Source organism: Bradyrhizobium sp. 62B, assembly GCF_030272265.2.
Lineage (GTDB): Bacteria > Pseudomonadota > Alphaproteobacteria > Rhizobiales > Xanthobacteraceae > Bradyrhizobium.
The window spans coordinates 504,817-518,480 of sequence record NZ_CP092841.2 but is presented as its reverse complement, the minus strand read 5'-3'; the positions used below and the strand labels follow the sequence as shown (position 1 = coordinate 518,480).

Genomic DNA, 13,664 nt, shown 5'->3' with positions numbered 1-13,664 from the left:
TCATTCCGGGTTCGCGCTACGCGCGCCCCGGAATGACAATTCCTATGTCGCAAACGACCGCGACGGCGGCAGGTGCAGCGCCCAGGCATCGACCTTGTCGCTGGCCCGCGGATAGATCTCGGTCACGATCGGGTCGTGGCCGGGAATGAATCGATCCGGATGGCCGGCGAGGCGCTCGATCGTCTCCCAACCCACCGCCATGTCGCCGACATTGTAGACGATCGGGAATGGGCTCCGGCGCTGCAGATTGGCGTAGTAATGCGCGGCATCGGACGCCAGCACCACCGGTCCGCGCGCGGTTTCGACCTTGACCACCTGCAGGCCGTCGGAATGGCCGCCGACACGGTGCACGGTGACGCCGGGCGCGACCTCGCCGTCGCCCGAATAGAAAGTGACGCGCTCGCCATAGACATGGCGCACCATCTGCGTGACGTGCTCGACCGAGAAGGGATGTCGCAGCAGGCCGTTGCACATGCAGCGTCCCGTCGCATAGGCCATCTCGCGCTCCTGCAGATGGAAGCGCGCATTCGCAAAGCGATCGAGATTGCCGGCATGGTCGTAATGCAGATGCGTCACGATGACGTCGCGGATGTTTGACGCCGCGACGCCAAAGCGCTCCAGCGCATCGACCGGATTGAGCGTCAGCTTGCGCGCCCGCGCGCTCGCCTCCTCGGCATTGAAGCCGGTGTCGACCAGGATGTCGCGGCCGCCCCCGCGGATCAGCCAGACGAAATAGTCGAGGTCCTGCGCCGCGCTGTCATGCGGATCGGGCGCCAGGAAGTTCATGCTGGGGGTGCGCGGCGACATGGTCGCATAACGCAGGGCGTAGATCTCGTAGGCGTTTCCCATGGTTCTTGCTTTGCTTTTCTGAGGGCGTCTTTACGGGACGATGCTGCGCAGCAAGCCATTGTCCGCAGCAAAGGTCAAACCTTGCGCGGCGCAACGGCAGGCGCCCCTTCAATGTGAGACCCCTCACATTTTCATCGGCTTGGTTGCCCTAACGTGCTGCCAACAGGATCGCGTCGAGCACAGCCCATGACAAACCCTTTTATTCCCTTGCGGCGCACCCTTGCGTTGCGGTCAATCGTCGCGATAACGCCGTATCTCCAAGCGGTTGACGCCCCCCGTCCCTGGTTTGATAATGCCTGAAGCGTAAGTTAAGGTCGCCGCGGCGCAAGCTGGAACGGCGCCTTTTTGGCTGGACCGCGCTGATTATGAAAATTCGCTTCTTTTTTCTTCTGCCCTTGCTCGTCTCGCTCGTCCCGACTGCCCCCTCGCTCGCGGCCGGTGACCGTTTTGCGCTGGTCATCGGCAATGCCAAATATCCGGACGCGGATGCCCCGCTGAAGGAACCGATCAACGATGCGCGCGACGTCGCCGACGAGCTCAAGCGCGACGGCTTTGCGGTCGAGATCGGCGAGAATCTGACCGGCGACGGCATGCGCCGCGCCTTCGACAAGCTCTACGCCAAGGTCAAGCCGGGTTCGGTGGCGCTGGTGTTCTTCAGCGGCTTCGGCATCCAGTCGGCGCGCCAGAGCTACATGCTGCCGATCGACGCGCAGATCTGGACCGAATCCGACGTGCGCCGCGACGGGTTCAGCCTCGAGACCGTCCTCGGCGAACTCAACACCCGCGGCGCCGGCGTCAAGATCGCGCTGATTGACGCCTCCCGGCGCAATCCGTTCGAGCGCCGGTTCCGCAGCTTCTCGGCCGGCCTGACCCCGGTCATCGCGCCGAACGGCACGCTGGTGATGTATTCGGCGGCGCTGGCCTCGGTGGTCTCGGACGCCGGCGGCGATCACAGCCTGTTCGTCCAGGAGCTGCTGAAGGAAATCCGCGTTCCCGACCTGATGGCCGAGGAGACGCTGAACCGCACCAAGATGGGCGTCACCAGGGCGTCGCGCGGGGAGCAGGTGCCGTGGATATCCTCTTCATTGGCCGAGGATTTCTCGTTCAGTCCGGGAGCCGGCGGATCGCGTCCGGCACCGAGCGCGTCGCCTGCGCCGCCCGCTCCGCCGCCGGTTGTCGCCAACAACCCGCCGCCCGCCCCGCCGACACCGCCTCCGCCGCCGAAGCCGGCCGACACCGCCGCGGCCCCCGCACCTCCAGCTCCGCCGGCCCCCACGCCGAAGCCGCAGGTCGAGGCTGCATTGCCCCCGCCGCCACCGCCCCCGCCGGTCAAACCGATCGATACCGCTCCGGCGCCGAGCACGGACAGCGGGCCGAGTGCCGCGGCCCTGGCCGACGATCCCACGATCAAGAGCCTGACCACCAAGATTGCGACCAATCCGGATGACGTGAACGCGCTGTACCGGCGCGGCCAGGTCTATGCCAGCAAGGGCGCCTACAATCTCGCCATCAAGGATTTCGACGACACCCTCCGGATCAATTCGAAGGATGTCGAGGCGCTGAACAACCGCTGCTGGACCCGCACCGTGGTTGGCGATCTCCAGGGCGCGCTGAAGGATTGCAACGAGGCGCTGCGGTTGCGGCCGAACTTCGTCGATGCGCTGGACAGCCGGGGGCTCGTCAATCTCAAGTCGGGCGCGGTCAAGAACGCCATCGCCGATTTCGACGCGGCCCTGAAGATCAATCCGCGCCTGACCTCCTCGCTCTACGGACGCGGCCTCGCCAAGCAGCGCAACGGCTCCGCCCAGGAAGGGGCGCTCGATATCGCCAATGCCAAGGCGATGGATCCGAACATCGTTCAGGAATTCGCAAGCTACGGAGTGCGCTAGTATTTTTTTGAATTGCGGCAGGCCTCGCCTCGAACCCTTGGTAGCCCAGGGAAGACTAACCAACGGATGCCGCAGGCGGCCTTCTCAGGAGGGCTCATTGCTGAAATTTTCGAACCGCGCGAACTGGCCGCGCAGGAGGGACTGGTTATGAAATCGGTTGCAAAGGGACTTACCGCGATCCTGTCCGTCATCACTCTTGCTGCAACTCTTGGCGCCGCCCTGTCGCTGCAGGCCTCGTCCGCCTATGCGGGCGAGGAAAGCAACAGCAAGAACGTCACCGAAGACGACATCGTCCGCGCACTGGCGCCGGCGCAGAAGAAGCCCCTGACCCGCGGCCTCTCGATCGCCCCGCAGGCCGACCCGGCACCGAACGCGGCGGAGACCAAGCTGATCCAGTCCGTGCGCGGCCGCTCGACGCGTTCGCTGTCGTCGACCGAGCGCGAGGAGATCGCCTCGGTCGCCAAGGACAAGCCGAACATCGATCTCGAAATCACCTTCGACTACAACTCGGCCAATATCAGCGCCAAGTCGATGCCTTCAGTGCAGGCGCTCGGCCGCGCGCTGACCAGCCCCGACCTCAAGGGCTCGACCTTCGTGGTTGCCGGCCACACCGACGCCGCCGGCGGCGAAGCCTACAACCAGGACCTGTCGGAACGTCGCGCGGATGCGATCAAGCGCTACCTCGTCGACAAGTACAGCATCTCCGCGACCGACCTCGTCACCGTCGGCTACGGCAAGAGCAAGCTGAAGGACCCGAGCCAGCCGATGGCGGAGGCCAACCGCCGCGTGCAGGTCGTCAATATGGAAAACAAGACCACCGCATCGAAGTGAGCACGACGTAATCCTTTTGCAGTGACAAGTCGTGATGTGGTGTAACGTCTCGCTTCCAACGCGCGTCCCGCAGCCTTGCGGGACGCCGCTTCGTTTCAGGGAAACGCTTTTCATGGGCCTCGTGCGGACGGCCGTGAGCCCGGCCAGGATGATCCGGCGATGAATCTCTCCCAATATCTCAAGCCCGCCGGAACCGTGGTGTTCGTGGTCGCGCTCGGCGTCGGCTATTACCTGTTCGAGCATCGCAAGCGCCCCGAGCCGAAGGAGACGCAAAGCGAGGCGCTCGTCATCGTGACGAAGTCGACCAATGCCTGCTTCTCCGACCTCGTGCGCGTGACCGGCTTCTTCGTGCCGCGCCGCGAGGCCGTGGTCATCGCCGACCAGGAAGGCTCCAAGGTCACCGACCTCCTCGTCACCGAGGGCGCAATCGTCGCCGACAATCAGGAGCTGGCGCGCCTCACCGCGCCGCCGCAGATCCCGGGCCAGCCGCAGCGACCGGGCCCGCAAGGTCCGATTTCGCTGAAGGCGCCTGCGCCGGGCCTCGTCACCGAAGTCCGCACCATCGTCGGCGCGCCGGCCTCGCCGCAGGCCGGCCCGATGTTCCGCATCGCCGTCAACAACGAGATCGAGCTCGATGCCCAGGTCCCGGCGGTGCACATGCCCAAGCTCAATTCCGGCGCCACCGTGCGCATCAGCCGCGACGACGCGCCCGACCTGATCGGCCGGGTCCGGCTGGTCGCGCCCGAGATCGACCGCGCCACGCAGCTCGGCCGCGTCCGCATCAGCGTCACCAACAATCCCTCGCTGAAGGTCGGCGTGTTCGCGCGCGCCTCGATCGACGCCAAGCGAAGCTGCGGCGTCTCGATCCCCAAGACCGCGATCGACCATCTCACCATTCAGGTCGTCAAGGGCAACACGATCGAGACGCGCAAGGTGCGCGTCGGACTGTCGTCCGACAGCGCAACGGAAATTCTGGAAGGCCTCGACGTCGGCGAAATCGTCGTGGCCGACGCCGGTTCGTCCCTCCACGACGGCGACCAGATCAAGACCATGTTCGCCGATGAACTCGATCGCACGCGGGTACGCTGATGGCTCTCAATATCTCGGCTTGGTCGATCCGCAATCCGCTGCCGTCGGTCGTCTTCTCGATCATCCTCCTGATCCTCGGCTGGGTCTCCTTCACCAAGCTCGCGGTGACGCGGCTGCCGTCGGCCGACATTCCCGTGATCTCGGTCGTGGTCTCGCAATTCGGCGCGGCACCAGCCGAGCTTGAATCCCAGGTCACCAAGACGGTCGAAGACGCGGTCTCCGGCGTCGAGGGCGTGCGGCACATCACCTCGCAGATCACGGACGGCGTGTCGGTCACCACGATCCAGTTCGCACTGGAGACCAACACCGACCGCGCCCTGAACGACGTCAAGGACGCGGTGACGCGCGTGCGCTCCAACCTGCCGCAAAACGTCACCGAGCCGCTGATCCAGCGCGTCGACGTGATCGGCCTGCCGATCGTCACCTACGCCGCGATCTCGCCCGGCAAGACGCCGGAGCAGCTCTCCTATTTCGTCGACGACGTGGTCAAGCGCGCGCTGCAGGGCGTACGCGGCGTCGCGCAGGTCGAGCGCATCGGCGGTGTCGAGCGCGAGATTCTCGTCTCGCTCGACCCTGATCGCCTGCAGGCGATGGGGCTGACCGCGGTCAATGTCAGCCAGAGCCTGCGCGGCACCAATGTCGACGTCGCCGGCGGCCGCGCCGAGATCGGCAAGAACGACCAGGCGATCCGCACGCTCGCGGGCGCCAAGACGCTGAGCGACCTCGCCGGCACCATGATCCCGCTGTTCGGCGGCGGCGAGGTCCGGCTCGACGATCTCGGCACCGTCACCGACACCATCGCGGATCGCCGCACCTTCGCCCGCTTCAACGGCGAGCCGATCGTCGCGCTCGGCATCAAGCGCTCCAAGGGCGCCAGCGACGTCAAGGTGGCCGAGGCCGTGCAGAAGCGCGTCGACGCGCTCAAGGCCGCCTATCCCGACGTCGACCTCAAGGTGATCGACACCTCGGTCGAATACACCAACGGCAATTACCACGCCGCGATCTCGACCCTGTTCGAGGGCGCCATCCTCGCCGTCGTCATCGTGCTCTTGTTCCTGCGGGACCTGCGCGCCACCATCATCGCCGCGATCTCGCTGCCGCTGTCGATCTTCCCGGCATTCTGGGCGATGGACCTGCTCGGCTTCTCGCTGAACCTCGTCAGCTTCCTCGCCATCACGCTGTCGACGGGTATCCTGGTCGACGACGCCATCGTCGAGATCGAGAACATCGTCCGGCACATGAACATGGGCAAATCGCCCTATCGCGCCGCGCTCGAGGCCGCCGACGAGATCGGCCTCGCCGTGATCGCGATCTCGCTGACCATCATCGCGATCTTCGCGCCCGCGAGCTTCATGTCGGGCATCGCCGGACAGTTCTTCAAGCAGTTCGGCATCACCGTCTCGGTGCAGGTGTTCTTCTCGCTGCTCGCCGCGCGCTTCGTCACGCCGGTGCTGGCCGCCTACTTCCTCAAGCATGGCCATCACGAGGAGCCGCCGCCCGGGCGCATCCTGCGGTCCTATCACCGCATCGTCGCCTGGTCGGTGCGACACTATTTCATCACGGTGCTGATCGGTTTCGGCGTGTTTGCCGCCTCGATCTGGAGCATCACGCTGCTGCCGCAGGGCTTCCTGCCGGCGCAGGACAGCGCGCGTTCGCTGATGGCCCTCGAATTGCCGCCGGGTACCCAGCTCGCCTACACCGAAAAGGTCACCGAGGACATCGTCGCGCGCCTGCGCAAACGGCCCGAGGTGAAGAGCATCTTCGTCGACGGCGGGCGCGTCCCGCCGGGTACGCAGGAAGTCCGGCGCGCCGCACTGATCATCAACTACACGCCCAAGGATGCCCGCGACATCACCCAGCGCGAGCTGGAGTTCTCGATCAGCCAGGAACTGGAGAACATTCCCGACATCCGCTTCTGGTTCCTCGACGAGAACGGCCTGCGCGCCATCTCGCTGGTCGTGACCGGCGTCGACGCCAACATCGTCAACAATTTCGCGAGCGAGCTCGCGACGCAGATGAAGCGGATTCCGACCATCTCCAACGTGATCTCGGAAACCACGCTGGAGCGGCCCGAGCTGCGCGTCGAACCGCGCGCCGATCTCGCCGCGCGGCTCGGTGTCTCGACCGAAAGCCTGTCGCAGACCATCCGCGTCGCCACCATCGGCGATGTCGGACCCGCGCTCGCCAAATTCGACGTCGGCGACCGACTGGTGCCGATCCGCGTGCAGCTCGAGGACGCCGCCCGCGGCAATCTGAAGACGCTGGAGCAGCTCCGCGTGCCGCTCGGCGAGCACGGCGAGAAGGGCGGCGTGCCGCTCTCGGTCATCGCCGACGTCAAGCTCGACCAGGGTCCGACCAGCATCAACCGCTACGACCGCGAGCGGCAGGCGACGGTCGCCGCCGATCTCGTCGGCTCGGCCGCGCTCGGCGACGCCACCAAGAAGATCTACGACCTGCCAGTGATGAAGAGCCGGCCAAAGGGCGTGAAGGTCTCACCCTCCGGCGACGCCGAGAGCTTGAACGAGCTGTCAGACGGCTTCGCCACTGCCATCACGGCCGGCCTGATGATGGTCTACGCGGTGCTGGTGCTGCTGTTCGGCACCTTCCTGCAGCCGATCACCATCCTGTTCTCGCTGCCGCTCTCGATCGGCGGCGCCATCGCGGCTCTGCTCCTCACCGGCAAGCAGCTCACCACGCCGGTGTGGATCGGCATCCTGATGCTGATGGGCATCGTCACCAAGAACGCGATCATGCTGGTGGAGTTCGCGATCGAAGCCATTCACGCCGGCAAGCCGCGCGACGAGGCCATGATCGACGCCGGCATGAAGCGCGCCCGCCCGATCGTGATGACCACGATCGCGATGGCCGCAGGCATGATGCCGAGCGCGCTCGCGGTCGGCGCCGGCGGTGAGTTCCGCTCACCGATGGCGCTCGCGGTGATCGGCGGCCTGATCTTCTCCACCATCCTGTCGCTGGTGTTCGTGCCCGCGATGTTCATGGTGATGGACGATTTCGGCGCCCTGATCTGGCGCTTCGCCAAGCGGCTGATCGTGCACAGCGAGGACGCCGAGGTCACCGGGCATCCCGGAGCGGCCCCTGCAGAAGCGGGGCCGGCGCCGAAGACCATCGTGCATCCTGCGGCGGAATAGGATTCAAGAGTCCACGCTCGTGCACTGGAGGAAGGCGAGCGGTTAAAGCCCTACTCGTTCCGCGCGATCGCCGTCAGCTTGGTCATGTTCCTCAGCAATATCCGGCCGCGCTGGAGATCGAGGATCGCTTCCTTGCGCCAGGCCTGGAGCTGACGGTTGACGCTCTCGCGGGCGGCGCCGACGAAGACGCCGAGCTGTTCCTGCGAGATGTGCACCTCGGAGCCGAAATCGGCGGCGAGCGCGCAAAGCCGTCGAGCCAGGCGCACCGGCAGCGGCTGCAGCATGGATTCTTCCATGCGCTCGCTCTGCCAGCGGATGCGCTGGCACAGCAGTGCGATGATCTTGATCGCGACCTTCGGTTCACGCTCGAGGAAGGCGAGAAAATCTTCGCGCCGCAGCACGAACAATTCGCTGGCCTCGCCCGCGGTCGCATCCGCGGTGCGATTCTGGCCGTCGAGCACCGCCACTTCGCCGAACAGGTCGCCCGGTCCCATGAAATTGAGCGTGAGCCGGCTGCCGTCGGAGGCGCCGGTCTCGATGCGGACCTGGCCGCGGCGCACGCCGAACAGCGCGTCCCCGGGATCGCCCTTCTGGAACAGCACCTCGCCATTGCCCAGATGCTGGGTGTGGCAGAGATTCGACAGCCGCTGGAGCTCGTCTGTACCGAGATCCGCGAACATCGCGTTCATCTTCAGAATGACCGCAAATTCGGCCTGCTTGCTCATTTCAATGTCCTTGTGAACGTCCAGGTCAGGTGTCTTGTCAGTGGTCTCGGCAAATCGCTTGAAATCATCACCGTCAGGATCGCGTAAAACCGCGCCGGGGAAGTGTGTCATAAGTCACATAACTTTGCAGCACCCCCTGACTATTTTTACGCGCTTGGAGCCGCTTCCCGTCCGGGGATAAACTCCGGCGCAAAGGACGGGTGCAAAGGACGGTCATCCGCGGGATTCGACGCCGATTGTCCGTCGCTGGAAAGTCGAGATGAGAGTAGTGAAATTCGCCGGCGCGGCTTTGGCCGCCGTCATCATCGTGATCGTGCTCCTGCTGGTGATCGGGATCCCATCGGGCTTCCTGAGCTCGACGATCGCCTCGCGCGTCGAGAGTGCGACCGGCTATCGGCTGTCGATCGACGGCACGACGAAGATCAGCCTGTGGCCGACGCTGAACGTCACCCTGAACGACCTCACGCTTGCCGACCCCCGGGATCGCAGCGGCATCACGCGCCTGACGATCGACAGCGTGCAGGCCGACATGTCGCTCTCCAGCGTGTGGTCGGGCCGCCCCGACATCAGCGAGCTCATCGTCACCCATCCCGTGCTCTACCAGCCGCTGCTGCGTGAGCGCCTGCCGAATGCGGGAGGCGCGTCGAAGCCGCTCGCGATCGATGCCAACGGCGCCTCGATCGCCCGCGTCAAGGTCACCGACGGCGAAGTCGCGTTCGCGCGCATGCGTGATCGTGTCGAGGGCCGCATCAGCGCCATCAACGCCGACGCGGTCGTGGGCCGCGACCGCAAGGTCAACATCACCGGCACCGCGCGCGTCGGCGAGCACCCGACCAAGTTCGACATCAAGGCGACGACGCCGGCGCCGCCGGCCGACCGGCCGACGATCCCGGTGGATTTCGCCATCGACATGCCCGATGTGCTCAAGTCCCAGCTCACAGGCCACGCCGAGATGCGGCTGAACGGCGATCTCGTGATGATCAACGGCGTGAATGGCAGGCTCGGCGACGGCGCCTTCAACGGCTGGGCGTCGGTCGACATTGCGAGCAAGCCGCTGGTGAAGGTCGATCTCGACTTCCAGCGGCTGTCGGTTCCGCTGGCGAAATCGCCGCAGGGGACGTCCGGGCAGCCCTGGAGCAATGCGCCGATCGATGTGTCCGGGCTCAATTATGTCGACGCCCAGATCAGGATCTCCGCGAACGAGGCCGTGATCGGCGATGCCCGCATCGCGCCGCTGGCGCTCGATGCCAAACTCGCCGGCGGCGTGCTGAAGGCCGGCACCGCCAATCTCGGCGCCTATGGCGGCCAGGTCTCGGGTGAAGTGATCCTGGATGCGACCACGGGCGCGCCGAGCTTTGCCATGCACTCCGACCTCGTCGGCGTGCGCGCGCTGCCGCTGCTGCAGGGCCTTGCCGAATTCGATCGCATCGACGGCAAGCTGCAGGCCAAGCTCGCGCTGCGCAGCGCCGGCACCAGCCAGCGCGCGCTGATGGCGAACATGCAGGGCACCGCCTTCGTCAATTTCCAGGACGGCGCCATCCGCGGCATCAATGTCGCGCAGATGATCCGCTCGCTGACATCGGGCACGCTGTCCGGCTGGCAAGACAACCAGAGCGCCAGTCAAGAGCAGAGCACGGACCTGTCGCAGCTCTCGGCCTCGTTCCGCATCGACAAGGGTCAGGCGGTCACGACCGATCTCAACCTGATCGGTCCGCTGGTGCGCGTCACCGGCGCCGGCACCATCGCGCTCGACACCAAGATGATGGGTTTTCGCGTCGAGCCGAAGCTGGTGATGACGACCGAGGGCCAGGGCCGCGCCAACGAACCGGTCGGCTTCGGCATTCCCGTGATGATCCAGGGCTCCTGGTCGCAGCCGCGGATCTACCCCGATATGGCCGGCATGCTGGACAATCCGGACGCCGCCTATGCCAAGCTGCGCGAGATGGGCAAGGGCCTGTTCGGCCCCGACGGCGCCGGGCTCGGCAACATCCTGGGCAGCCTCGGTAGCAATCTTGGTCTTGGCGGAGCCGCCGTGCCGGGCGGCAGCAATGCGGCCGGCACTGCCAATCCGCAGGCCCAGCAGCCGGGGCAGAATGATATGCTCGGCGGCCCGCTGGGGGCGGCGATCGGCAATTTGATTCAGCAGGGCTTGTCGAGTGGCGCGGGAAGCAGCACCGGCGCCGCGCCAGGCAGTGGCAGTGGCCGCAGCCGCAGCCTGCCGGCGACCCCCTCCACACCGGCGCCGCAGGCCTCGCCCGCGCCCCCCGCTATGGACGACCCGCCGGTCGCGCAGCAGGACAGTCAGCCAATGAACGACGTGCTGCGGCAACTCTTTAACCGGTGATGGGCGGATGGGCGGGCTGGGCTCCACGGCAATCCCCTTACATCAGCCTGCCCGCCCCCGGCTTCCTCCGAACGGATGAGGCTGCGACAATTCAGCCCCTTCCGTCTGCCCCCGGCGTCCACAGCGGGTAACCAATCCGGCCGGTCGGCCCGGCCGCGCGGCGGTCCTTTGGCCCAAATTGTGATAGAACGGCCCCGCAGGGCCTACGGCCCGTAGCGCCGGCGTCGATGGCGGCGCGAGAGGATCGGGATGGCAGGAGCGAACGACAAGACACGATCTCTGCGCGGGGGCCTGTTCGCCAAATACGTCGTCTCCCTCGTCGGCCTCGTCGTGTTCGTCCTCGCCGTCAACGGTGCGATGGAGACCTGGATCTCCTACCGCGCCACCAAGACCCAGCTGACCGACGGCCTGGAGGACAAGGCGCAGAGCGCCGCCCGGCGCATCGAGCAGTCGATCTCCGAGCTCGATCGCCAGATCAGCTGGGTGACGCGGGCGAGCCAGGACACGCTCGAGAAGCGCCGCGCCGACTATGCGTCGCTGCTGCACCAGGTCTCGGTCGTCAACCAGCTGTTCCAGCTCAACGGCGAAGGCCGCGAGGTGCTGCGCGTCTCGCGCCAGTCGACCACGACCGGCAGCAACGCGGACCTTTCCCGCGACATCCGCTTTACCGAGACCGTTGCCCGCGGCGTCAGCTATGCGCCGGCCTGGTTCGCCGGCGGCACGCCGTTGATGTCGATCTCGGTGGCGCATTCCGGCTTCAATGCCGGCGTCACCGTGGCTGAGATCGATCTCGGCTTTCTCTCGGACTTCCTGTCCGACGCGCAGGTCGGCAAGGCCGCCTTTGCCTATGTGGTCGATCCGCGCGGCCGCGTGCTGGCGACGTCGTCGAAAGGCCCCGAGGTCGGCAAGGATCTGTCGAAGCTGCCGCAGGTCGCGGCCGCGATCGCGCCCGGCCACGAGGGCGACAGCACGGGCACCGACTTCAACGGCCACTCGGTGATGAGCGCCGCGAGCACCGTGCCGAAGCTCGGCTGGAGCGTGCTGTTCGAGCAACCGACCACGCAGGCCCTGATGCCGATCCGCGACCAGCTGGTGCGCATCGCGCTGCTGATCGGCATCGGCCTGATGGTCGCGATCCTCGCCGGCACGCTGCTCGCCCGCCGCATGATCATCCCGATCACGGCGCTGCGTGACGGTGCGCAACTGCTCGGTGAAGGCGATTTCAGTCACCGCATCGACGTGCACACCTCGGACGAGCTGGAGGACCTCGCCGGTCAGTTCAACCGGATGGCCGGCCAGATCCAGGAGACCTATTCGAACCTGGAGACCAAGGTCGAGGAGCGCACGCGCGACCTCGCGCAGTCCATCAACGAACTGAAGGTGCTGGAGGAGGTCGGCCGCGCGCTCGCCGCCTCGCTCGATCTCAACGCCGTGCTGTCGACGATCGCCGCGCGCGCGATCGAGATCACCCATGCCGATGCCGTGCTGATCTACGGCTTCGATGCCGAGCGGCGCCGCTTCAACCTGGTCGAGGCCGGCGGCATCGACAAATCCGCCGACGGCGCGCATGTCACCATCGACGACGGCGAGAACATCCTGAGCGATGCCGCTGGGAGCGGCGAGCCGATCGCGCTGGCCGATCTCGAACAGGCCGCCGAGCAGCCGCTGCGCGAGGTCGCGCTCGCGGCCGGCTTCCACTCGGTGCTTGTGGTGCCTCTGGTCGACCAGCAGGGCACGCTCGGCTCGCTTGTGGTGCTGCGCCGCGCCGGCGGCGAGTTCGCACCTAGCATCATCGGCCTGATGCGCACCTTCGCCAACCAGGCCGTGCTGGCGATGCGCAATGCGCGCCTGTTCACCGAGGTCGATCACAAGGGCCGCGAGCTCGGGGCGGCGAACGAGACCGTGCGCGCCCAGGCCGACCAGCTGCGGAGGCAGACCGAGCAGCTCAAGGACTGGAACAAGTCGCTGGAGGAGCGGGTCCAGACCCAGCTCGGCGAGATCGAGCGCATCCGCAAGCTCGAGCGCTTCCTGGCGCCGCAGGTGGCGCAGCTGATCGCCTCCTCCGACAGCCCCGAAGGACTGCTCACCAGCCAGCGCCGCGAAGTGACGGTGGTGTTCTGCGATCTGCGCGGCTTCACCGCGTTCACGGAGGCGACCGAGCCGGAAGAGGCGATGAACGTGCTGCGCGAATATCACGCCGCGCTCGGCGAGCTGATCTTCAAATACGAGGGCACGCTCGACAAATATGCCGGCGACGGCGTGATGATCCTGTTCAACGCGCCGATCCAGTTCGAGGACCACACCAGGCGCGCCGTGAAGATGGCGGTGGAGATGCGCGACACCATCGGCCCCCTCACCGAGCGTTGGCGCAACCGCGGACACAGCCTCGGCTTCGGCATCGGCATCGCGCTCGGCTATGCCACGCTCGGCCAGGTCGGCTTCGAGCAGCGGCTGGAATATGCCGCGATCGGCAGCGTCACCAACCTCGCCTCGCGCCTGTGCGGCGAGGCCAAGCCCAACCAGATCGTGGTGAGCCGCCGCGTCTACGGCATGGTCGAGCCCTGGGTCGAAGCGCAGCCGCTCGACGATCTCCAGCTCAAGGGCTTCAACCACCCCGTGCTGGCGATGGAGATCCTGAGCTGGCACGAGGAGGCGGACAACGTGGTGGATGCGGCGGCGGTGCGGATGCGGGGATAGCGGCTGCAGCGGCATCGCAGCCCGGATGGAGCGAAGCGAAATCCGGGGGCGTGCCACAATCGACAGCAGTCCCGGATTGCGCGTCGCTCCA

8 protein-coding genes are annotated in these 13,664 nt (G+C 66.4%); 6 read left to right on the top strand and 2 right to left on the bottom strand.

What is annotated here, in order from left to right; all coding sequences use genetic code 11:
- Window positions 1–42: 42 nt before the first annotated feature.
- Window positions 43–849 (bottom strand): N-acyl homoserine lactonase family protein, encoded by an 807-nt coding sequence (locus ML401_RS02470; protein ID WP_212069065.1) that lies wholly within the window; start codon window positions 847–849, stop codon window positions 43–45.
- A 365-nt stretch (window positions 850–1,214) separates the two neighbouring features.
- Here ML401_RS02470 and ML401_RS02465 point away from each other — a divergent pair, with 365 nt between their 5' ends.
- From ML401_RS02465 to ML401_RS02450, 4 genes are all read left to right on the top strand, one after another.
- A complete protein-coding gene (locus ML401_RS02465) occupies window positions 1,215–2,738 on the top strand; it encodes a caspase family protein (RefSeq protein WP_285809553.1) in 1,524 nt (507 codons plus the stop codon).
- Between the two features lie 147 nt (window positions 2,739–2,885).
- Window positions 2,886–3,569, top strand: coding sequence for an OmpA family protein (locus tag ML401_RS02460; protein ID WP_211420096.1), 684 nt, complete (start codon window positions 2,886–2,888; stop codon window positions 3,567–3,569).
- Window positions 3,570–3,728: 159 nt separating this feature from the next.
- Complete coding sequence (locus ML401_RS02455) at window positions 3,729–4,658, top strand: efflux RND transporter periplasmic adaptor subunit (protein ID WP_194405525.1); 930 nt, start codon at window positions 3,729–3,731, stop codon at window positions 4,656–4,658.
- A complete protein-coding gene (locus ML401_RS02450) occupies window positions 4,658–7,807 on the top strand; it encodes an efflux RND transporter permease subunit (protein WP_285809552.1) in 3,150 nt (1,049 codons plus the stop codon). Before ML401_RS02455 ends, ML401_RS02450 begins: the two co-directional genes overlap by 1 nt.
- Window positions 7,808–7,857: 50 nt before the next feature.
- On the opposite strand, the gene ML401_RS02445 is transcribed toward ML401_RS02450, so the two are convergent.
- Entirely contained in the window at window positions 7,858–8,532 is a 675-nt protein-coding gene (locus ML401_RS02445) for a Crp/Fnr family transcriptional regulator (RefSeq protein WP_063198283.1), read from the bottom strand.
- 259 nt (window positions 8,533–8,791) lie between these two features.
- Between ML401_RS02445 and ML401_RS02440 the strand changes: the two genes are divergently transcribed.
- Complete coding sequence (locus ML401_RS02440) at window positions 8,792–10,876, top strand: AsmA family protein (RefSeq protein WP_285809548.1); 2,085 nt, start codon at window positions 8,792–8,794, stop codon at window positions 10,874–10,876.
- Window positions 10,877–11,125: 249 nt separating this feature from the next.
- A complete protein-coding gene (locus ML401_RS02435; protein WP_194405522.1) occupies window positions 11,126–13,573 on the top strand; it encodes an adenylate/guanylate cyclase domain-containing protein in 2,448 nt (815 codons plus the stop codon).
- Window positions 13,574–13,664: the final 91 nt, after the last annotated feature.